This window comes from Bradyrhizobium sp. NDS-1 (assembly GCF_032918005.1).
GTDB classification, from domain to species: Bacteria; Pseudomonadota; Alphaproteobacteria; order Rhizobiales; family Xanthobacteraceae; genus Bradyrhizobium; species Bradyrhizobium tunisiense.
Genome location: NZ_CP136628.1, coordinates 5,478,457 through 5,498,978 on the forward strand (window position 1 = coordinate 5,478,457; position 20,522 = coordinate 5,498,978).

Annotated in this window: 15 protein-coding genes; 11 read left to right on the plus strand and 4 right to left on the minus strand. The window is 65.9% G+C overall.

The genetic code is table 11. The annotated features are described in order from the left end of the window. Positions 1–155 precede the first annotated feature (155 nt). The 6 genes from RX330_RS25625 to RX330_RS25650 all read left to right on the plus strand — a co-directional run bounded on the left by RX330_RS25625 (position 156) and on the right by RX330_RS25650 (position 8,308). On the plus strand, positions 156–359 hold the full coding sequence (locus RX330_RS25625) for a hypothetical protein (protein WP_209965301.1): 204 nt from the start codon (positions 156–158) through the stop codon (positions 357–359). Positions 360–406: 47 nt separating this feature from the next. Beyond that, positions 407–1,057, plus strand: coding sequence for a hypothetical protein (locus RX330_RS25630; protein ID WP_317240319.1), 651 nt, complete (start codon positions 407–409; stop codon positions 1,055–1,057). Between the two features lie 1,166 nt (positions 1,058–2,223). Then, positions 2,224–3,246, plus strand: coding sequence for an NAD(P)H-dependent flavin oxidoreductase (locus tag RX330_RS25635; RefSeq protein ID WP_317240320.1), 1,023 nt, complete (start codon positions 2,224–2,226; stop codon positions 3,244–3,246). After that, positions 3,243–4,211 carry a zinc-binding alcohol dehydrogenase family protein gene (locus RX330_RS25640; protein ID WP_317240321.1) on the plus strand — a complete coding sequence of 323 codons (969 nt, stop codon included), beginning with the start codon at positions 3,243–3,245 and terminating at the stop codon, positions 4,209–4,211. Before RX330_RS25635 ends, RX330_RS25640 begins: the two co-directional genes overlap by 4 nt. Before the next feature lie 153 nt (positions 4,212–4,364). Then, positions 4,365–5,738 (plus strand): cation-efflux pump, encoded by a 1,374-nt coding sequence (locus RX330_RS25645; RefSeq protein ID WP_317240322.1) that lies wholly within the window; start codon positions 4,365–4,367, stop codon positions 5,736–5,738. A 239-nt stretch (positions 5,739–5,977) separates the two neighbouring features. Further along, positions 5,978–8,308 carry a PAS domain-containing sensor histidine kinase gene (locus tag RX330_RS25650; RefSeq protein ID WP_317240323.1) on the plus strand — a complete coding sequence of 777 codons (2,331 nt, stop codon included), beginning with the start codon at positions 5,978–5,980 and terminating at the stop codon, positions 8,306–8,308. A 3-nt stretch (positions 8,309–8,311) separates the two neighbouring features. Here the strand turns inward: RX330_RS25650 and RX330_RS25655 are convergent, their stop codons facing one another. After that, the gene (locus RX330_RS25655) at positions 8,312–9,205 is read right to left on the minus strand and encodes a LysR family transcriptional regulator (RefSeq protein WP_212081369.1); all 894 of its coding nucleotides are present in this window, start codon (positions 9,203–9,205) and stop codon (positions 8,312–8,314) included. 222 nt (positions 9,206–9,427) lie between these two features. Between RX330_RS25655 and RX330_RS25660 the strand changes: the two genes are divergently transcribed. From RX330_RS25660 to RX330_RS25680, 5 genes are read left to right on the plus strand one after another with little or no spacing between them, the layout of a single operon-like run. Next, complete coding sequence (locus tag RX330_RS25660) at positions 9,428–9,904, plus strand: formate dehydrogenase subunit gamma (RefSeq protein ID WP_317240324.1); 477 nt, start codon at positions 9,428–9,430, stop codon at positions 9,902–9,904. Further along, complete coding sequence (locus RX330_RS25665; RefSeq protein WP_317240325.1) at positions 9,901–11,457, plus strand: formate dehydrogenase beta subunit; 1,557 nt, start codon at positions 9,901–9,903, stop codon at positions 11,455–11,457. The genes RX330_RS25660 and RX330_RS25665 overlap by 4 nt, the downstream gene beginning before the upstream one ends. Before the next feature lie 10 nt (positions 11,458–11,467). Then, positions 11,468–14,353 (plus strand): formate dehydrogenase subunit alpha, encoded by a 2,886-nt coding sequence (gene fdhF / locus RX330_RS25670; RefSeq protein WP_317240326.1) that lies wholly within the window; start codon positions 11,468–11,470, stop codon positions 14,351–14,353. A gap of 4 nt (positions 14,354–14,357) precedes the next feature. After that, positions 14,358–15,185 carry a formate dehydrogenase accessory sulfurtransferase FdhD gene (gene fdhD, locus RX330_RS25675; protein ID WP_317240327.1) on the plus strand — a complete coding sequence of 276 codons (828 nt, stop codon included), beginning with the start codon at positions 14,358–14,360 and terminating at the stop codon, positions 15,183–15,185. Next, the gene (locus RX330_RS25680) at positions 15,175–15,408 is read left to right on the plus strand and encodes a formate dehydrogenase subunit delta (RefSeq protein ID WP_317240328.1); all 234 of its coding nucleotides are present in this window, start codon (positions 15,175–15,177) and stop codon (positions 15,406–15,408) included. Before fdhD ends, RX330_RS25680 begins: the two co-directional genes overlap by 11 nt. Here RX330_RS25680 and RX330_RS25685 read toward each other — a convergent pair. Genes RX330_RS25685 through RX330_RS25695 form a run of 3 tightly spaced genes read right to left on the minus strand, consistent with a single transcriptional unit; the run spans position 15,383 to position 20,473 of the window. Next, a complete protein-coding gene (locus tag RX330_RS25685) occupies positions 15,383–18,352 on the minus strand; it encodes a bifunctional [glutamine synthetase] adenylyltransferase/[glutamine synthetase]-adenylyl-L-tyrosine phosphorylase (RefSeq protein ID WP_317240329.1) in 2,970 nt (989 codons plus the stop codon). The two genes, RX330_RS25680 and RX330_RS25685, sit on opposite strands and share 26 nt — an antisense overlap. Then, positions 18,349–19,809 carry an ATP-binding protein gene (locus RX330_RS25690; RefSeq protein ID WP_317240330.1) on the minus strand — a complete coding sequence of 487 codons (1,461 nt, stop codon included), beginning with the start codon at positions 19,807–19,809 and terminating at the stop codon, positions 18,349–18,351. Before RX330_RS25690 ends, RX330_RS25685 begins: the two co-directional genes overlap by 4 nt. After that, on the minus strand, positions 19,793–20,473 hold the full coding sequence (locus RX330_RS25695; RefSeq protein ID WP_039185038.1) for a response regulator transcription factor: 681 nt from the start codon (positions 20,471–20,473) through the stop codon (positions 19,793–19,795). Before RX330_RS25695 ends, RX330_RS25690 begins: the two co-directional genes overlap by 17 nt. Positions 20,474–20,522: the final 49 nt, after the last annotated feature.

Sequence of the window (20,522 nt, forward strand, 5' to 3'; positions counted from 1 at the left end):
CGATCGGCAAGAACATCCGTAAACATCACATATTCGCGCGCCAATGCCGCCGACATGCCCCGCGCACGCCGCAACTTGGACGCATTCGGCCGCCCTTCTGTGAGGCGTGTCTGGGGGCACGGCATGGCCGTGTTTGGGCCAAACCTTCTAGGGGTATCACTGTGAAGAAGATTGTATTTGCTCTGGGTGCCACGCTTGCTCTGGTGACGGCCGCGAACGCTGCGGATCTGCCGCGTCGTCAGCCCGTGCCGGTCTACCCGGCCGAGCAGGCGCCGATCGGCAAGATGCCGATTGGCAAGAGCCCGGTTGGAAAGGCTCCGATCGGCAAGGCGCCGGGCCCGGTCGCAGCGCGCTACTGACGCGCCGCGCAAACCAGCGTAGGCGGCCGACAGTCGAGGGGCACAGCGTGACGAACAAACCTGATCGATCGGGATCCTGCATCCTTGCGGGGCTCGCGCTCGCGGCGATGATCGCGTGCCTGATGCCCTCGGCTTCGGCGCATGAGGCGAACAAGCGCGTTGCCGACGCCAATGCGCTTGCCACGACCGGCTCCACGCCGCGGCCGGCGCCGCAATCGACGCGGCGCTCCGTCGCGCGCGCGGAGAAAGGTCCGTATTACGTCGATTTCCGCGCCCGCACGGCCGCAAGCTGGGGCCATGCTTTCGTCTGGTACGGCAAGACCAGCGAGAAGGCGGTCGAAGTCGCAGGCCTCACGCCTGCCGGCGACACGCTCGCTTACGTGCTCGGTCACATCACCTTCGTGCCGTCCGAGACCGGCGCGAGCTACGGCGATCTCGATCCGGACTATCTGACCGCGAGCTATCGCGTCTATCTGAACGAGGCCGACGCCAAGCGCGTGTTCGCCTATATCAAGAAATTGCAAGCCAGCTCGCCGGTGTGGAACGCCGAGACCGTCAACTGCACCGGCTTCATCGGCGACATCGCCGAGTTCATGGGCCTCGAGGTCCCCAACCGCTGGCAGCGCCCGGAAAACTTCGTCAACCGCCTCAAGGAAATGAACGGCGGCCGCCAGATGGTGCGGCTGTCGGCGGAGTAGCCGCCCGTTCCAAACTCGGTGTCATTGCCCGCGAAAGCGGGCAATCCAGCATTCCAGAGACAGCAAGGCTGAAACCGGCAAGCCGCGGCGTACTGTCATGCCCCGGTCAAGCCGGGGCATGACAGTGTTTGGTGTGGCAACATTTTGCTCGCCCGTCGGGCAAAACACCCCGCCAATCCCTCCCCCTCGCCTGTCAAGCCCCGCTTGCGCAAACATTCTCCTTTACCGAATTTCTGATTTATCGTACAAGCGAAACACCCTGGCCCGAGACGAGGGGCGGATCGCGATCGTCACGAACCGCGGGCTGGGCAGCGATGGACGCGACGACGTCGGGCGCGAAGCGCATTGCAGGGCGGGTAACCGTGAGCAAGGGGCTTTCCGCGCATACGACCCGGCGCCGACAGCGTCTTCGCATGGCTTCGGGCGTGAGCACGCGCCAGCGTTCGAAGCGACATGCGAGGACGTGCGCGGACGGCCAAGTCGTGTGGTCCTGACGCCCGGGGTCTGTGCGTCAAGTCCTGCGGTGATGCCGCGACCAACCGGTACGCGCATCGATCATCCGCAAGGCGACGGGGGCAATAGTGCAACGCTCCCCGGGGAGAGCACGAAGTACGCCGTAAACCATTGCGCAGGGAAGGCCGGGCGTTCGGCTCACCTGTGGTCCACCCCGTGTGCATCTTTTCGCGCACGGATCGCGGGTGCCAGCCGGCGCCCGGCCTTCCCTGCCCCTTGTCTCGATAGGGGCGATGCGATCAAGCAAGACTCGGGCGGAACATGCCGCGAGAAGGCGAAGGTGTGTCTGCGATGGAAACGCGGGTTGATGATCTCCGAAGGCTCCTCATGCTCCGTCATTGCGAGCGCAGCGAAGCAATCCAGAGTCCTTGCGCGGAAAGATCCTGGATTCGCTACGCTCGCAATGACGCCGAGACAGCCGCGAGCACAAACCATGCCCGTCACCCTGAGGCGCCGGAGCGGAGCGGAGGCCTCGAAGGGCGATAGCCCGGCTCTCGACAGATTCCAATTATCCGCCCCACGGAATCCCCCATCCCGTGCATGATCACCCCGCAGTCACCGCACGGCCCCGCAATAGACATTTCCCGACCCCGGCGGCATCCTGCGCCATCAACCGATAACAGAGCGCCATGAGCGGCAGGGGGAAACAGACAATGTTGCAGACACGGTTCACCAAACTCGTCGGCGTCGAGCACCCGATCGTCCAGGGCGGCATGCAATGGGTCGGCCGCGCCGAGCTGGTCGCCGCCGTCGCCAATGCCGGTGCGCTCGGCTTCATCACGGCATTGACCCAGCCGACGCCGGAGGATCTCAGGAAGGAAATCGCGCGCTGCCGCGACCTCACCGACAAGCCGTTCGGCGTCAACCTCACCATCCTGCCCGCGATCAAGCCGCCACCCTATGCCGAATACCGCGCCGCCATCATCGAGAGCGGCATCAAGGTGGTCGAGACCGCCGGCAACAAGCCGCAGGAGCATGTCGACGAGTTCAGGAAGCACGGCGTCAAGGTCGTGCACAAATGCACCAGCGTGCGCCACGCGCTGTCGGCCGAGCGGATGGGTGTCGATGCCATCTCGATCGACGGCTTCGAATGCGCCGGCCATCCCGGCGAGGACGACACGCCCGGCCTGATCCTGATCCCGGCCGCCGCCAACAAGGTCAAGATCCCCATGATCGCCTCGGGGGGCTTCGCCGACGCGCGCGGCCTGGTCGCGGCGTTGGCCCTGGGTGCCGAAGGCATCAACATGGGCACCCGCTTCATGGCGACCAAGGAGAGCCCGATCCACCAGCTCATCAAGGAGAAGATCGTCGCCAATGACGAGCGCGAGACCGAGCTGATCTTCCGCACCATGCGCAACACCTCGCGCGTCGCCAGGAACGAGATCTCGACGAAGGTCGTCGCCATGGAGAAGGAAGGCGCCAGGTTCGAGGACATCCGCGAGCTCGTAGCGGGCGCCCGCGGCAAGATGGTCTACGCGACCGGCAATTCCGACGAGGGCATCTGGTCGGCCGGCCAGGTGCAGGGCCTGATCCAGGACATCCCGAGCTGCGCCGAGTTGATCTCCCGCATCGTGCGAGAGGCGGAAGCGATCATCCGCAGCCGGCTGGAGGGCATGATGGTTCAGCCGCAACGCGAAGCCGCGGAACAACAACTGCAAGAAGCGAGAGCATCATGAAAGCCTATGTCTATGGCGCCAACGGCGCGACGATCTCCGACGTCGCCCAACCAAAGCCCAAAGGCACGCAAGTGCTGGTCCGCGTCCGCGCCTGCGGGCTGAACCGCGCCGACACCGGCATGCGCAAGGGCCACGCCCATGGCGCGGCCGGGGGCGCCGGCACCGTGCTGGGCATGGAATGGGCCGGCGAAGTCGCCGAGATCGGGCCGGATGCCAAGGGCGTCAAGATCGGCGACCGCATCATGGGCTCGGGCGCCGCCGCGTTTGCCGAATACGCGCTGGCCGATCACGGCCGGCTATTCCATGCGCCCTCGAACATGAATTTCGAGGAGGCGGCCACCCTGCCCGTCGCGCTCGCGACCATGCACAACGCCGTCGTCACCGTCGGCGGCGTGCAGCCGGGCCAGAGCGTGCTGATCCAGGGCGCGAGCTCCGGCGTCGGACTGATGGCGATGCAGATCGCAAGGCTCAAGGGTGCAAAGCTCGTGATCGGCTCGTCGACCGATGCCACCCGCCGCGGTCGGCTGAAGGAGTATGGCGCCGATCTCGCGGTCGACAGCTCCGATCCGACATGGGTCGACGAGGTGCTGAAGGTGACCAACGGCGAAGGCGTCGACCTCATCGTCGACCAGGTCTCGGGCAAGGTCGCCAATCAGAACCTCGCGGCTACCAAGGTGAAGGGCCGTATCGTCAACGTCGGCCGGCTCGGCGGCACCCATGCCGATTTCAATTTCGACCTGCATGCGGCCCGCCGCATCGACTATGTCGGCGTCACCTTCCGCAGCCGCACCATCGAAGAAGTCCGCGAGATCTTCGAGCAGGTCCGCAAGGACATCTGGGGCGCGGTGGAGTCGCGAAAACTGCAGCTGCCGATCGACAAAGTGTTCGCGTTCGACGACATCGATAGGGCATTCGAGCACATGGAGGCGAACAGGCATCTGGGGAAGATCGTGGTGACGTTATAGGGGCGGCGGGTGGAGCGATGAGACCATCATTCCGGGTTCGCCTTCGGCACCCCGGAATGACGGCCCGTCAAGCTCCCCGCTCCTGCAACTCACTAGCGACTACTTCTGTGGATCACCGCTTGATGTTCACCCACGCCCTGCTAAATCCCCGCCATGACCTCCCAGCACGACAAAACCTCGGTCGCCGCGATCTCGATCGTCGCCAGCGGCGCCATGGCGGCGGCCAAATTCGCGGTCGGGATCGCGATCGGCTCGCTTGCGCTGATATCCGAGGCTCTGCACTCCTCGATCGATCTGGTCGCGACCATCATCACCTGGGCAGTGGTGCGGGTGTCCGACAAGCCGGCGGACGAGGAGCACCATTACGGCCACGGCAAGCTGGAGAGCGTTTCGGCGCTGGGCGTCACCGCCCTGCTCTACGTGCTCGCCGGCGGCATCCTGGTCGAGGCCTATAGCCGGCTGAGCGAAGGGACCCCGCCGCCGACCATTTCGGCCGTGCCGTTCGTGGTGTTGGTGATCGACATCGTCGTCAATCTCTGGCGCGCCCGCGCCCTGCACCGCGCTGCGCGGGAGACCCGGAGCCAGGCGCTGGCGGCGGATGCGCTGCATTTCGCCTCCGACGTGATGGGCTCGTTCGCCGTGATCGCGGGCCTGATCCTCGCCGGCCTCGGCTTCTGGTGGGGCGATGCGGCCGCAGCCGCCGCAGTCGCCGTGATGATCGCCCTGCTTGGGCTGCGCATGGCGGGCTCGACCGTACAGACGCTGGTCGACCGCGCCCCCGAGGGCGCGCACGAGAAAGCCACGGCCGCGATCCGGAGCGTGGCCGGCGTGATCGATATCGAGCGGCTGCGGGTGCGCATGGTCGGGGCGACCACCTTCATCGACACCATCGCCAAGGTGCCGCGGACCTATCCGATCGACCGTGTCGAGGACATCAAGCGCAACGCGCAAGCCGCCGTCAGCAAGGCGTTCGGGGACGCCGACCTCACCTTCGCCGCGGTGCCTGTCGCCCGCGACAACGAGACCGTGCGCGACCGCATCATGGTGATCGCGCGCAATTCCGGGCTCGCCATCCACCACGTCACGGTGCACGATCTCGGCGCCAAGCTGATCGTCAGCATCGATCTCGAGGTCGACGGCGGAATGCAGCTCGACGCCGCCCATGACGTCGCCAACACCCTGGAGCGCAACATCCAGGAGGAGTTCGGCGACGACGTCGAGGTCGACGTCCATATCGAGCCGCTGGAACCGGAACTGCCGTTCGGGGTCGATGCCACGCCGGAACGGGTGCGGACGATCGCGGCCGCGCTGACGGAATATGCCGCTAGCGGCGAGATCCACGACATCCACAATGTCCGTGTCCGCAACACCGATGCCGGGGAGATCGTCAACTTCCACTGCCGCGCCACGCCGTCGATGAGCGTGATCAAGGTGCACGAGCATGTCGACGCGATCGAGCGTGCGCTGCGGCGCGCGTTCCCGAGCGTGAAGCGCGTGATCAGCCACGCCGAGCCGCCGCGCGCCTGACGCGCGCACGAGACGAAGAACGTGCAGGGAATTCCACGTTCTCGTTTCGGACTCCTCGCGCCCGTGAGTTTGCGGACGCACGACGCGGAAACTGCACATTGGATAAGAATAATTTCGCGTTAACGATTCGTTGACTCTCGACAGCCCGCGAAAACTGGATTCAAATCGCTGTGATTCGGAAGCGATGTGGGGCTGCTTCCGGACTTCAGTTGCAAGCTGGTTTTCAGGGGGCCGAAGGCATGTCGCGTGCAGACGCCGCGAACGCGTGCGTCCAATCCGATTCGATCAAGGGATTGGCGCAATCGATCGCGAAACCTGCCTATCATCGGCTCTTGATCGCAGAGCCGGCGCTTCGTCGCGCCGTGCCGACGCTGATCATCGCTTTCCTGATTACGATCTGTCTCGGCGCATTCGTTCAGGTGGTCGACCAGACCCGCCAGAAGCGACTGGTGATCCGCCACGACATCTCGGCGCTCGCCGATCTGCTCGCCGAACGCATCGACCGTCTCACCTCCGTGCGGCAAGAGCGGATCAAGAACATCGAGAGCCTGCCGGCTCTGCTGCCCGATCTGATCCCGACTTGGGGCACGGCCTCGGGCCGCCACGTCATCGTCACCTCGGCCGGCATCGACCGCCGCGTCCTCGCCCGCGTTCCGATCGACAACGATCCGTCAGGCAACGACCGCCTGCTCGATGCGATCACCACGGCACAACTGCTCGCGGCGCCGACGCGCGACGGCAACATTGCCGACATGACGCTGCCGAGCGGCAACGCCGCGATGGCGACCTCGCGGCAGATCAAGTCGATGCCCGGCTTCGTCACCGTGATCCAGGAGCGCAACGAGCCGATCTGGGGATCGGACGCAGCGCTCTCGGTGACGCTGTCGGCGACGACGGGCTTCGTCGTCCTGATCCTCGGCTTCGCCTTCCACTGGCAGTCCACCCGCGCCCGCGAGGGCGACCTCATCAACGACGCCGTGCGCGGCCGGATCGACACCGCGCTCAACCGCGGCCGTTGCGGCCTGTGGGACTGGGACCTGTCGCGCGGCCGAATCTTCTGGTCGCAGTCGATGTTCTCGATGCTGGGCCTCGACGGCCGCCACGAGCTCCTCACCTTCGGCGAGGTCAACGCGCTGGTGAAGTCGGACGACATCGACCTGTTCGCCATCGCCGATCAGCTCATCTCCGAGAAGATCGACCACATCGACCAGACCTTCCGCATGCAGCACGTCGACGGCCACTGGATCTGGCTCCGCGTCCGCTGCGAGAAGACGCGCGGGGCGACCGATTCCAGCGTGCACCTGATCGGGATCGCCGTCGACATTACCGAGCAGAAGAGCCTCGCCGAGAGGACGGTGGAAGCCGACCTCCGCCTGCGCGACGCCATCGAGACCATTCCGGAAGCCTTCGTGCTCTGGGATGCAAGCGACCGCCTCGTGCTCTGCAACTCGCACTTCCAGCGCCTGCACAAGCTGCCCGACACCGCCGTCATTCCCGGCACCTCCTACGAGACCGTGCTCGAGGTCGGCCGCATGCCGGAGGTACGCACCCGCCACAACGAGACCGCTGCCCAAGGCCCTGGCGCGCGGACCTTCGAGGCCCAGCTCGACGACGGCAGCTGGCTGCACATCAGCGAGCGCCGCACCAAGGACGGCGGCTACGTCTCGGTCGGCACCGACATCACCCGCATCAAGGAGCACGAGCAGAAGCTGGTCGACAACGATCTGCGCCTGCGGGCCACCGTCATCGACCTCAAGCGTTCGCAGGCAGCGCTGGAACGCCAGGCGGTCGAGCTCGCTGATCTCGCCGAGAAGTACCAGCGCGAGAAGACCCGCGCCGAGGAAGCCAACCAGACCAAGTCGAAATTCCTGGCCAATATGAGCCACGAGCTGCGCACGCCGCTCAACGCCATCATCGGCTTCTCCGAGATCATGGGCTCCGGCATGTTCGGCGAGCTCGGCAGCGAGAAGTACCAGGAGTACTGCCAGGACATCCTCACAAGCGGCCACTATCTGCTCGAGGTCATCAACGACATCCTCGACATGTCCAAGATCGAGGCAGGCCGCATGAAGCTCGACATGGAAGAGCTGGACCTCGCGCAGACGCTGGCGGAGTCGCTGCGGGTCGTCAGCGGCCGGGCCCAGGACAAGCACCTGACACTCGACGCCGATATCGCAAAATCCATCTCCGTCGTCGCCGACCGCCGCGCCACCAAGCAGATCATCGTCAATCTGCTCTCCAACGCCGTGAAGTTCACGCCCGACGGCGGACGCATCGTGGTGCGCAGCCGGCAGCTCGACGACAGGATCGTGCTGATGATCGCCGACACCGGCATCGGCATCGCGCCGCATTCGCTGACACGGCTCGGCCGCCCGTTCGAGCAGGTGGAGAGCCAGCTCACCAAGAGCTATCACGGCTCGGGCCTCGGCCTCGCGATCGCGCGTTCGCTCGCGCAGCTCCACGGCGGCTCGATGCGGCTGCGCTCCAAGCTGGAGGTCGGCACCGTCGTGCGCGTGACCCTGCCGCGCGACGCCGTCAAGGCGGCGTCCGGAATATCGGCCGCGGCTTGATCCCTACAATTGCAGCTTCGGCGCCACCTCGCGCGCGACATTGACCAGGGCCGCGATCAGCGGCGTCATCGGATCGCGCTGCGGGATCACCATGCCGATGCTGTAATTGACGTCGGGATCGACGATCGGGATCGAGCGCACCGTGTCGGAGAGACCGAGCGTCTCGGCGAGCTTGGCCGGCATCACGCTCGCCCAGCGCCCCGTCTTGACATGCGTGAACAGCACCAGCAGCGAGTTCGAGGTCAGCGTCGGCGTCGCCTCGGCGCCGACCGAGCGCAGCGCCCGGTCGATGATGCGGCGGTTCTGCATGTCGGGTGTCAGCAGGCAGAGCGGCACCTGCCCGACCTCCGTCCATGTCACCGTCTCGCGGTCACCGAACATCGCATCCGGCGCGGTCAGGAGACGATAGCTCTCATTGTAGAGCGGAATGGTACGCACCTTGCCGATCGGCTCGTTCTCGATATAGGTCAGCCCCGCGTCGACCTCGAGATTCTCGAGCAGCCCCAGCACCTCGGACGAGGTGGTGGACTGGATGCGGAAGCGCACCTCAGGATGCCGGGCGCGGAACGGCGTCGTCAGCGCGGCGACCATGCCGAGCACGGTCGGGATCGCCGCGATGCGGATCTCGCCGGAGAGCTGGTGCTTCAGCCCGTTGATCTCGTCGCGCATGGCGCGGGCATCGCCGACGATCCGCCGCGCCCAGTCCAGCGCCCGCTCGCCTTCCGGGGTAAAACCCTGGAAGCGGGACCCGCGCTGGACCAGCATCACGCCGAGGATCTCCTCGAGCTGCTTGAGCCCGGTCGACATCGTCGGCTGCGTCACGCCGCAGACCTCCGCCGCGCGTCCGAAATGACGCTCCTTCGCCAGCGCCAGCAGCAGTTCAAGCTTGTCGAGCAACCGAACGTCCCCTCGAATTCTGTCGTGGCATGCAAGCTAGCACGCCTGCCCTCTCCCAAACACGCAAAAACGCGCTGCGGAACGCCCAAATTGCAATTTCGCATCGTGTGATCGCATTCGCCAATCGATTGAAATCCGCAATCGCCGCACGGAACAGCTTTATTGATCCTCGAATGATTCCAACTAGTTTGCGGCCAGGGAACGCTCAGGTCGAGACGAATAATGACAGCGGTTTACGAGCCTTGGAACGAGACGCGCGGCGCCGAAATCATCGCCGAACATGCGAGCCAGGAGGGCGCGACGCTGGTCATCCTGCACGCGCTGCAGGAGGCATTCGGCTACGTACCGGAGGCCGCCGTTCCCATGGTGGCGCAAGCGCTCAATCTGTCGCGTGCCGAAATCCATGGCGTATTCACGTTCTACCATGATTTCCGCCACAAGCCCGCCGGCCGTCATGTGCTCAAGCTCTGCCGTGCGGAGGCCTGCCAGGCCGCGGGCGGCGATGCGTTGGCTGCGCGCGCGGAAGTAAGGCTCGGCGTGGCGCTCGGCAACACCACGGCCGATGATCGCGTCACGCTGGAGCCGATCTACTGCCTCGGCCTGTGCGCGACCGCGCCGTCCGCGATGCTCGACGGTCGCCTCATTGGCCGGCTCGATCAGAAGCGCCTCGATGCGCTGGTCGCGGAGGCGCAAGGATGAGCATCCGTCTCTACGTCTCACGTGATGCCGGCGCGCTCGCCGTCGGCGCCGACGAGGTTGCGCTGGCATTGGAGCAAGCCGCCGCGAAACGCGGTGTGGCCATCGATATCGTCAGGACCGGCTCGCGCGGCCTGTACTGGCTGGAGCCGTTGGTCGAGGTCGCAACGCCGCAGGGCCGGATTGCCTTCGGCCCCGTCACCGAGACCGACGTAGCGTCCCTGCTCGACGCGCTCGCCGGCAACACGCCGCACCTGTTGCGGCTCGGCGCAACCGACGAGATCCCCTGGCTGAAGCGTCAGACCCGCCTCACCTTCGCCCGCTGCGGCGTGATCGATCCGCGCTCGCTCGACGACTACCTCGCCCATGGCGGCTACAAGGGCTTGCAGCAGGCACTGTCGCTCGGCACGGATGCGATCCTCACCGAAGTCACGGCATCGGGCTTGCGCGGCCGCGGCGGCGCCGGCTTTCCGACCGGCATCAAGTGGAAGACCGTTGCGCAGGCCAAGGCCGACCGCAAGTTCATCGTCTGCAACGCCGACGAAGGCGACAGCGGCACCTTCGCCGACCGCATGATCATGGAGGGCGATCCCTTCCTGGTGATCGAAGGCATGACCATCGCCGGCATTACGGTCGGCGCGACCAAGGGCTATATCTACATCCGCAGCGAATATCCGCACGCGGTCGAGGCGATGAACGCTGCCATCGTGGTCGCCAGGCGCGGCGGCTATCTCGGCGACAAGATCGGCGGTTCAACGTACAGCTTCGATCTCGAAGTCCGCGTCGGTGCCGGCGCCTATGTCTGCGGCGAGGAAACCTCGCTGCTGGAAAGTCTCGAAGGCCGCCGCGGCATCGTGCGCGCCAAGCCGCCGCTCCCCGCGCATCACGGCCTGTTCGGCAAGCCGACCGTCATCAACAACGTGCTGTCGTTCGCCGCCGTCCCCTTCATCCTCGCCGAAGGCGCCAAGGCTTACGCGGATTTCGGCATGGGCCGCTCCCGCGGCACGATGCCGATCCAGCTCGCCGGCAACATTCGCCATGGCGGTCTGTTCGAGACCGCCTTCGGCGTGACGCTCGGCGAGCTCGTCGACGACATCGGCGGCGGCACGCTCACAGGCCGCCCGGTTCGCGCCGTGCAGGTCGGCGGGCCCTTAGGGGCCTACTTCCCCCGGACGCTGTTCGACACGCCGTTCGATTACGAGGCCTTCGCCGCGCGCGACGGCTTGATCGGCCACGGCGGCATCGTCGTGTTCGACGACAGCGTCGACATGCGCAAGCAGGCGCGCTTCGCGATGGAGTTCTGCGCGGTCGAATCCTGCGGCAAGTGCACGCCGTGCCGGATCGGCTCGACCCGTGGCGTCGAGACCATCGAAAAGATCATCAGCGGCGAACGCGTGAGCGAAAATCTCGCGCTGGTCGAAGACCTCTGCAACACCATGAAATTCGGCTCACTCTGTGCGCTCGGCGGCTTCACGCCTTACCCCGTGCTCAGTGCGTTGAAGCACTTCCGGGAGGATTTCGTCCCGGCACCGACCACGCTTCAGGCCGCGGAATAGGAGAACGACGATGTCTCTGATCGAGGAAATCGACTACGGCACGCCGGCTTCCAAATCGAAAACGATGGTGACGCTGACCATCGACGGCAATGAGGTCACGGTGCCCGAGGGCACCTCGATCATGCGCGCCGCGATGGACGCCGGCCACCAGATCCCAAAACTCTGCGCGACCGACATGGTCGACGCGTACGGCTCTTGCCGTCTCTGCCTCGTCGAGGTCGAGGGCCGCGCCGGCACGCCCGCGTCCTGCACCACGCCGGTGATGTCCGGCCTCGTCGTGCACACCCAGACCGAGCGGCTCAAGAAGCTGCGCAAGGGCGTGATGGAGCTCTACATCTCCGACCATCCGCTCGACTGCCTCACCTGCGGCGCGAATGGCGACTGCGAATTGCAGGACATGGCCGGTGCAGTCGGCCTGCGCGACGTACGCTACGGCTATGAAGGCGAGAACCACGTCTTCGCGAAGACACCCGGCAAGTCGGACGGTCGCGCCAACGACCACTGGATGCCGAAGGACGAGTCCAACCCCTACTTCACCTACGATCCTTCCAAGTGCATCGTCTGCTCGCGCTGCGTCCGCGCCTGTGAGGAGGTACAAGGCACCTTCGCGCTGACGATCTCCGGCCGCGGCTTCGACAGCCGCGTCTCGCCGGGCATGAGCGAGAGCTTCCTCGGCTCCGAATGCGTCTCCTGCGGCGCCTGTGTGCAGGCCTGCCCGACCGCGACGCTGACCGAAAAATCCGTGATCGAGATCGGCCAGCCCGAGCACTCCGTGGTCACCACCTGCGCCTATTGCGGCGTCGGCTGCGCCTTCAAGGCCGAGATGCGCGGCGAGGAAGTGGTGCGCATGGTGCCCTACAAGGACGGCAAGGCCAATCGCGGGCATTCCTGTGTCAAGGGCCGCTTCGCCTGGGGCTACACCAACCACAAGGAACGCATCCTCAACCCGATGATCCGGGATCGGATCGAGGATCCCTGGCGCGAAGTGTCCTGGGATGAGGCGTTCTCATTTGCTGCAACCAGGATGCGCGGCATCCAGAAAACATACGGCCGCGACGCCATCGGCGGCATCACCTCATCCCGCTGCACCAACGAAGAAACCTATCTGGTGCAGAAGCTGATCCGTGCCGGGTTCGGCAACAACAATGTCGACACCTGCGCCCGCGTCTGCCACTCGCCGACAGGCTATGGCCTCTCCACCACCTTCGGCACGTCCGCCGGCACGCAGGATTTCGACTCGGTCGAAGATACCGATGTCGTCGTGATCATCGGCGCCAATCCGGCCTCCGCTCACCCGGTGTTCGCCTCGCGGCTGAAGAAGCGGCTGCGCCAGGGCGCCAAACTGATCGTGATCGATCCGCGCCGCACAGAGATGGTGGAATCGCCGCATGTGAAGGCGCTGCACCTGCCCCTGATGCCCGGCACCAACGTCGCGGTGATGACCGCGCTGGCGCATGTCATCGTCACCGAAGGCCTCGTCAACGAGACATTCGTGCGTGAACGCTGCGACTGGAGCGAGTTCGAGGAATGGGCGGCGTTTGTCGCCCAGCCCAAGAACAGCCCGGAAGCCACGGCCATCCTCACCGGCGTCAACCCGAAGGACCTGCGCGAAGCAGCTCGCACCTACGCGACCGGCGGTAACGGTGCGATCTATTACGGCCTGGGCGTCACCGAACACAGCCAAGGCTCGACTACCGTGATTGCGATCGCGAACCTCGCGATGGTCACGGGCAATATCGGCCGCCCCGGCGTCGGCGTGAACCCGCTGCGCGGCCAGAACAACGTGCAGGGCTCCTGCGACATGGGATCGTTCCCGCACGAGCTGCCCGGCTACCGTCACATCTCCGGCGATGCTGTGCGCGACCAGTTCGAGGCACTGTGGAACGTCAAGCTTAACCCCGAGCCGGGCCTGCGCATTCCCAACATGTTCGATGCCGCGGTCGAAGGCACCTTCATGGGGATCTACGTGCAGGGCGAAGACATCCTCCAGTCCGATCCGAACACCTCGCACGTCGTCGCGGCGCTGTCGGCGATGGAATGCGTCATCGTCCACGACCTCTTCTTGAACGAGACCGCGAACTACGCCCATGTCTTCCTGCCCGGCTCGAGCTTTCTCGAGAAGGATGGCACCTTCACCAACGCCGAGCGCCGCATCCAGCGCGTTCGCAAGGTGATGACGCCGAAGAACGGCATGGCCGACTGGGAGGTCACGATCGGCCTCGCCAAGGCGATCGGTTTCGAGATGAACTATAGCCACCCCTCGGAGATCATGGACGAGATCGCGGCGCTGACGCCGACCTTCGCCGGCGTCTCCTACGCCAAGCTCGACGAGCTCGGCTCGGTGCAGTGGCCCTGCAACGACGGGGCGCCCGAGGGTACGCCGGTGATGCATATCGACGGCTTCGTTCGCGGCAAGGGCAAGTTCGTCGTCACCGAGTATGTCGCGACCGACGAGCGTACCGGCCCACGTTATCCACTGCTGCTCACGACGGGCCGCATCCTCAGCCAGTACAATGTCGGCGCGCAGACGCGGCGTACCGAGAACGTGGTCTGGCACGCCGAGGATCGCCTCGAGATCCATCCCCACGATGCCGAGCAGCGCGGCGTGCGCGAGGGCGACTGGGTGCGGCTGAAGAGCCGCGCCGGCGAGACCACGCTGCGCGCCGAGATCACCGATCGTGTCGCGCCCGGCGTCGTCTACACCACCTTCCACCATCCGGATACGCAGGCCAACGTCATCACGACGGATTACTCGGACTGGGCGACCAACTGCCCCGAGTACAAGGTCACGGCGGTGCAGGTGTCGCCCTCGAACGGCCCGTCCGACTGGCAGAAGGCCTACGACGCGCAGGCGCGGCAATCGCGCCGCATCGCGCCGGCCGAGGCCGCGGAGTAGAGGCATGCACGTCCCGGTCCAGGCAATCGATCGCGAAATCTGGCGCAACGGCGTGGCGTCCGAAGGAACGCGATTGATTCCGGAAGAGACGCCGCTGGCACTGACCTATAATGGCGGCACCTATGCCGTCATGATGGGAACGCCGCAGAACCTGGAAGATTTTGCCGTCGGCTTCAGTCTGAACGAAGGCATCATCAAGTCGGTCGACGACATCAAGTCACTCGAGATTGTTCGCCTCGACGACGGCATCGAACTCAGAATGTGGCTGGCGGCGGAGGATGCGGCGCTCATCAGCGAGCGCCGCCGCCATGTCGCGGGCCCCACCGGCTGCGGCATTTGCGGCATCGAATCCATCGCCGAAGCCGTGCGCCCCGCGGCGGTCGTGCCGCACGGTCAGACCTTCACGCCCGAGCAGATCATGGCGGCGATGCAGGCCATCGCGCCGCTGCAATCGATCAATTTGCAAACCCGCGCCGTGCACGCAGCCGCATTCTGGTCCCCTGCCGGCAGCATCGTCGCGCTGCGTGAGGATGTCGGCCGCCACAATGCGCTGGACAAGCTCGCCGGCGCGCTGGCACGCAGCCGCACGGATGCTCACGGCGGCATGGTGCTGCTGACCAGCCGCGTCTCGGTCGAGATGGTGCAGAAGGCGGCCGCAATCGGCGCCCCCATGATGATCGCGGTCTCCGCGCCCACTGCGCTCGCAGTCCGCACTGCGGAAGCCGCCGGCATCACGCTCATCGCGATCGCCCGGCAGGACGGATTCGAGATATTTACGCACGGCAGCCGCATCGTGTCTCGCCATGCCACGGAGGTTGCCGATGTCGCCTGACCGTCTGATCTACATGGCCAACCAGATCGGCAGGTTCTTCCGGAGCCAGGGCCACGACAAGGCCGTGCCGGGCATTGCCGAGCACATCAGGAAATTCTGGGATCCCCGCATGAAGCGCGCGATCTTCGCCCATCTCGATGCCGGCGGCGCGGGCCTCGAGCCTGATGTGCGCGAGGCGATCGCCTCGCTGAAGCAGGCTACGCCCCTTCCAGCAGCGCCCTGAACACGCGCCGCACCTCGCTTTGGGTCTCCTTCACGCGCGCCTCCAGCGACGAGAAGTCCGGCGCGTCGCCGGCCCGTGCCATCACGCGCTGCAGATCGGTGCCGGCGGTTTCCGGCTTGAAACCGTCGCTGACGCACAGCCGCAGGATCTGCGTGAGGTCATGATAGAGCCGGGCTGCAGCTCGCAATATCTCGGTCTCCGACTGCGAGAGCACGCCCAGCCTGCATGCGTTCTCCAGCACCTGCATGGTGCCGACGTCGAGAATCTCAGGCTTGTCGTGCGCGTGCACGAGCTGGAGATATTGCGCGATGAAGTCGATATCGACCATGCCGCCGGCGGCATGTTTGAGATCCCAGCAATCGCCCTCGCCCTTCTCCTGGGCGATCGCGCGCCGCATGTCGGCGACGTCGTTGGCGGTGATTCCGGGATCGCGTCGGCGGGTCAGGACGTCGCGGATGACGCGCTCGATCCGTTCCCGAAATTCGGGCGAGGCCGACACCACGCGGGCGCGCGTCAGCGCCATGTGCTCCCAGGTCCAGGCCTCGTTGGCCTGGTAGTCCGCGAACGAAACGAGGCTCGAGGCCACGGGACCCGCGCGTCCCGACGGACGCAGCCGCATGTCGATCTCGTAGAGCACGCCGTAATTGGTGCGCGTCGTGAACGCGCTGATCAGGCGCTGGGTCAGCCGCGCGAAATAATGCGCGCCCTGCAGCGATTTCGCGCCGTCGGAGTCCGGATTGTCGCTGTCGAAATCGTAGAGCAGGATCAGGTCGAGATCCGACGAGGCCGTCATCTCGCGGCTGCCGAGCCGGCCCATCGCGATGATCGCAGTCTCCTGCCCCTCGATCCGGCCGTGCTGGGCGGCGAAGCGCTCCGCGACGAGGCCGTGCACGGTGTGGACGATGCCTTCGGCGACATCGGCAAAGGCCGTGCTCGCCTGCTGCGCCGAAACGGTGCCGGAGAGAATCCGCGTGCCGATCAGGAACAGGCTCTCCTGCCCGAACAGGCGCAGGCGATCGAGGAATTCTTCGTACGAGCCGGCATCCTGCACGGTCGCAGCCAGCCGCCCCGACAATTCCTGCCGGTCCGGCATGGCGCCGAAGAAGCGCGGATCGATCAGGCCGTCCATCAGTTGCGGCTGCCGTGCCAGCATCTCGCCCAGTCGCGGCGCCGCGCCCAGCACCAGCGCGACCAGCGCAACGAGGTCGCGGTTCTGGCCGAGCAGCGTGAACAGTCGGCCGCCGCGCTGAAGTGCGCCGAGGAAATGGTCGAACGCCACGACGGCGCGATCCGGCTCCTCGGCGCGGGCGAGCCCGTCGATCAGGGCCGGCACGAATTCGATGAAGGCGTTCCGCGTCGCCTCATTGCGGAACACGCGATAGTCGCCAGTGATCCAGTCGCGCACGGTCTGCGCGACGGCGGCGGGCTTCTTGAAGCCGAGCATTGCGAGGTGCTGGAGCAGCCTCGGATCGTCGGCACCCGCACCGTAGTCGAGTGCAGGAAGCTTGGCGGTCCCGGTCGGATCGTCGCCCTCGAAGAGCTTTTCGTAGTGCCCCTGCACGATCTTGAGATGCCGCAGCAGATCGCTCGCGAAGGCCTCGCGATCCGGATAGCCGAAGAAGCGCGCGAAACGCTCGACCGCGTCCTTGTCCTCGGGCAACGTATGGGTCTGCTCGTCGGCGATCATCTGAATGCGATGCTCGACCCGGCGCAGGAATTCGTACGCAATGGTCAGCTCGTCGCGCGCGGCAACGGTAATCCAGTTGCTGGAGGCGAGAATGTCGAGCGCCTTCAGCGTCGGCCGCACGCGTAATTCCGGATGGCGGCCACCTGCGATCAATTGCTGGGTCTGGGCGAAGAACTCGATCTCGCGGATACCGCCGCGGCCGACCTTGACGTTGTGTCCCTCCACCGCGACCTCGCTCTGGCCGCGATAGATCTGCATCTGCCGCTTCATGTCGTGGACGTCGGCGAGCGCGGCGAAGTCGAGATGCTTGCGCCAGACGAAGGGCGCGATCTCGGCGAGCATCGCCTCGCCCGCCCGGGGATCGCCGGCGCAGGCGCGCGCCTTGATCATCGCGGCGCGCTCCCAGGTGCGCCCTTCCCGCTCATAATAGTTCAGCGCGGCGTCCCGCGAGATCGCCACTTGCGTCGAGGACGGATCGGGCCGCAGGCGCAGATCGACGCGGAAGACGTAGCCGTCGTAAGTGCGCTGCTGCAGGATGCGGGCCATTCCTTGCGTCACCCGGACGAAGAACGGCTGCGGTTCGATGTCGGGCGCAAGCGTCGTCGCCTCGGGGTCGAAGAACACGATGAGGTCGATGTCGCTGGAATAGTTCAGCTCGCCCGCGCCCATCTTGCCCATCGCGAGCACGATGAGCCCGCAGCCCACTTCGGGCGCCTCGGGATTGGGTGGCGAGAGCTTTCCGCGTGCGGCTTCCTGCCGCAGCAGATATCGCAGCGCCGCCTGCACCGAGGACACCGCGACATCGGTCAGCGCCGCCGTCACCCGCATCACCGGCCAGACGCCGCCGATGTCGCACAAGGCCGTCAGCAGCGCGGCCTCCGCTTTCATGCGGCGAAGCAGCCGCATCACCTCGACCTCATCCGCCGCCGCGAGCACCGCATCCCTCGCCTCAGCGATCAGCGCCGTCAGATGCGCATCCGGATCGCATTCGAGCAGCCGGATCAGGCGCAAGGCATCGGCGCGCACCAGATCGAACAGATAGGGTGAGAACTCCGCGATTCCGGCGAGGATAGCCCTCGCGAAGGGATGAGCCAGCAGCGCGTCGAGACGGGCTGCTTGGGCCGGCTCGAGCTCGCTCAGCCAGCCTTCAAGACGTCGTTCGTCGGTTGTGGAAGCGGCAATATGGGGAGCTTCCGCAAACCGCGCGGCCAGCTTCTCGCCATGCTTGTCCGCGTTTCCCGGCGCGGAGTGGTTCATGCCACCTTCTGTGGCACATCCGGTATTGGCGGAGCAACCCTGTCGCCGGCACTGAGGCGCGCAGGCAACACCAGTGTGGCGACGAGGCCGGGCTGGGCATCGCCCAGGCGCAATTCGCCGCCGTGCAACGTCGCGACCGCCGAAGCGAGGCTGAGACCGAGACCGGAGCCCGGCAGCGTGCGGCTGGCTTCCAGCCGGACGAATCGCTCGACGGCATGCTTGCGATCGCCCTCGGGGATCCCGGGACCGCGATCGGTGACGCTGAGCAGCACTTGGTCGCCATCGCGCCTGGCCTCGATCAGAATTGGCCGCGCGTCCATGCTGACCACGGTTCCGCCGGTCTGCGCGACCGGTTTGCCGTATTTGATCGCATTCTCGACCAGATTGGCGAGCGCCTGGCTGACCAATTCGCGGTTGGCGTGAACCGGTGCCGGCTCGGCCCTCACGTTCAAGGTCATGCCGTCGTCCTCGGCGAGCGGCTCGTAGAGCTCATGGATTCCGTTCGCCACCTCGGCCGCGTCGAAATCGTCCATGTTGCCGCGCGCCTGGCCCGACTCGGCGCGCGCGATCATCAGCAGCGCGTTGAAGGTGCGGATCAGGCCGTCGGATTCCTCGATGGTGCGCTCCAGCGCCGCGCGGTAATCGGCTTCGCCGCCCGATCGCGCCAGCGCCTCCTCGGCGCGGTTGCGCAGGCGCGTCAGCGGCGTCTTGAGATCATGCGCGATGTTGTCGGAGACTTCCTTGAGCCCCGCCATCAGCGCCTCGATGCGCTCCAGCATGGCATTGAGATTCTCGGCGAGGCGATCGAGCTCGTCGCCGCTGCGCCCCACCGGCAGGCGCTCGCTGAGATCGCCGGACATGATGCGCTGAGTCGTTCCCGTCATGGCATCGATGCGCCGGAGCACGCGGCGGGCGACGAAGACGCCGCCGGCGAGGCCGAGCACGACGACGATCAGAACCGACCATTGCGCGGCCTTGGCGACGATTCCGAACAGCCGCCGCCGTTCGGCAAGGTCGCGGCCGATCAGCAGGCGAAAGCCGTTCTCCAATTCGGTGACGCGCACCAGCGCGCGGTGGTCGCGGTCATCGGCGTCCTCGAGGCGCCGGTAGGCGGTCTCCGACCAGCCGCGCGTCGCCATCACCCCGGGCGCAAGCGAGCCGACATTGCCGGCAATCGCCTGCCCGGTCGGCGTGGTCACGAGATAGAGGTTGGCGCCCGGCCGCAGCGCGCGATACTCGATCGCGAGCACGAGGCCCCGCAAACCGCGTCGGCCGTAGATCTCGGAGATCTCCGAGGTCTCGGCATTGACCGTCTGCGTGATCTCCTCGGTGATGAGCCGCCGCGTATTCCAAGCGAAATAGGCCAGCAGCGAGGCCGCGAACATCGCGAACAGCAACAGATAGACCAGCGTCAGCCGGAACGCCGTGGTGCGGACGAGTTTACCGAATGCCGTCACGGATCATGTATCCCGCGCCGCGGATGGTGTGCAGCAGCGGCCGCTCGAAGCCCTTGTCGATCTTGGAGCGCAGCCGTGAAATGTGCACGTCGATCACGTTGGTCTGCGGATCGAAATGATAATCCCAGACGTTCTCCAAGAGCATGGTGCGCGTCACCACCTGGCCGGCATGCTTCATCAAATATTCGAGCAGGCGGAATTCGCGCGGCTGCAGCGTCAGCTCGTCCTTGCCGCGGGCGACGCGATGGGAGAGCCGGTCGAGCTCGAGATCGCCGACGCGGTAGAGCGTGTCCTCGGCGGGACCGCCGCGGCGGCGCGACAGCACCTCGACCCGAGCCAGCAGCTCGGCAAAGGAATAGGGTTTGGGCAGATAGTCGTCGCCGCCGGCGCGCAGGCCCTTGATGCGGTCGTCGACCTGTCCGAGCGCGGAGAGAATCAGCACCGGCGCCGTGTTGCCCTTGTCGCGCAGCGCACCGATCAGCGACAGGCCGTCGCGCTTGGGCAGCATGCGATCGACCACCAGCACGTCGTAATCGCCGTTCTCGGCCATGGCGAGGCCTTCCTCGCCGTCGGCGGCGTGATCGGCAATGTGTCCGACTTCGCGAAACGCCTTCACGAGGTAATCGGCGGATTCACGGTCGTCTTCAATGATCAGGAGTCGCATCGTGCGTTCGGCGGCGGTCAAGGAGGTCAACCTTCTCTAAACATGGCGC

Bases quoted from the DNA above. Each gene is read 5' to 3' on its own strand.
- fdhF (WP_317240326.1), top strand. From the start codon at position 11,468: ATGTCTCTGATCGAGGAAATCGACTACGGCACGCCGGCTTCCAAATCG.
- RX330_RS25650 (WP_317240323.1), top strand. From the start codon at position 5,978: ATGTCGCGTGCAGACGCCGCGAACGCGTGCGTCCAATCCGATTCGATC.
- RX330_RS25640 (WP_317240321.1), top strand. From the start codon at position 3,243: ATGAAAGCCTATGTCTATGGCGCCAACGGCGCGACGATCTCCGACGTC.
- RX330_RS25685 (WP_317240329.1), bottom strand. From the start codon at position 18,352: ATGAACCACTCCGCGCCGGGAAACGCGGACAAGCATGGCGAGAAGCTG.
- RX330_RS25665 (WP_317240325.1), top strand. From the start codon at position 9,901: ATGAGCATCCGTCTCTACGTCTCACGTGATGCCGGCGCGCTCGCCGTC.
- RX330_RS25695 (WP_039185038.1), bottom strand. From the start codon at position 20,473: ATGCGACTCCTGATCATTGAAGACGACCGTGAATCCGCCGATTACCTC.
- RX330_RS25660 (WP_317240324.1), top strand. From the start codon at position 9,428: ATGACAGCGGTTTACGAGCCTTGGAACGAGACGCGCGGCGCCGAAATC.
- RX330_RS25680 (WP_317240328.1), top strand. From the start codon at position 15,175: ATGTCGCCTGACCGTCTGATCTACATGGCCAACCAGATCGGCAGGTTC.
- RX330_RS25645 (WP_317240322.1), top strand. From the start codon at position 4,365: ATGACCTCCCAGCACGACAAAACCTCGGTCGCCGCGATCTCGATCGTC.
- fdhD (WP_317240327.1), top strand. From the start codon at position 14,358: ATGCACGTCCCGGTCCAGGCAATCGATCGCGAAATCTGGCGCAACGGC.
- RX330_RS25635 (WP_317240320.1), top strand. From the start codon at position 2,224: ATGTTGCAGACACGGTTCACCAAACTCGTCGGCGTCGAGCACCCGATC.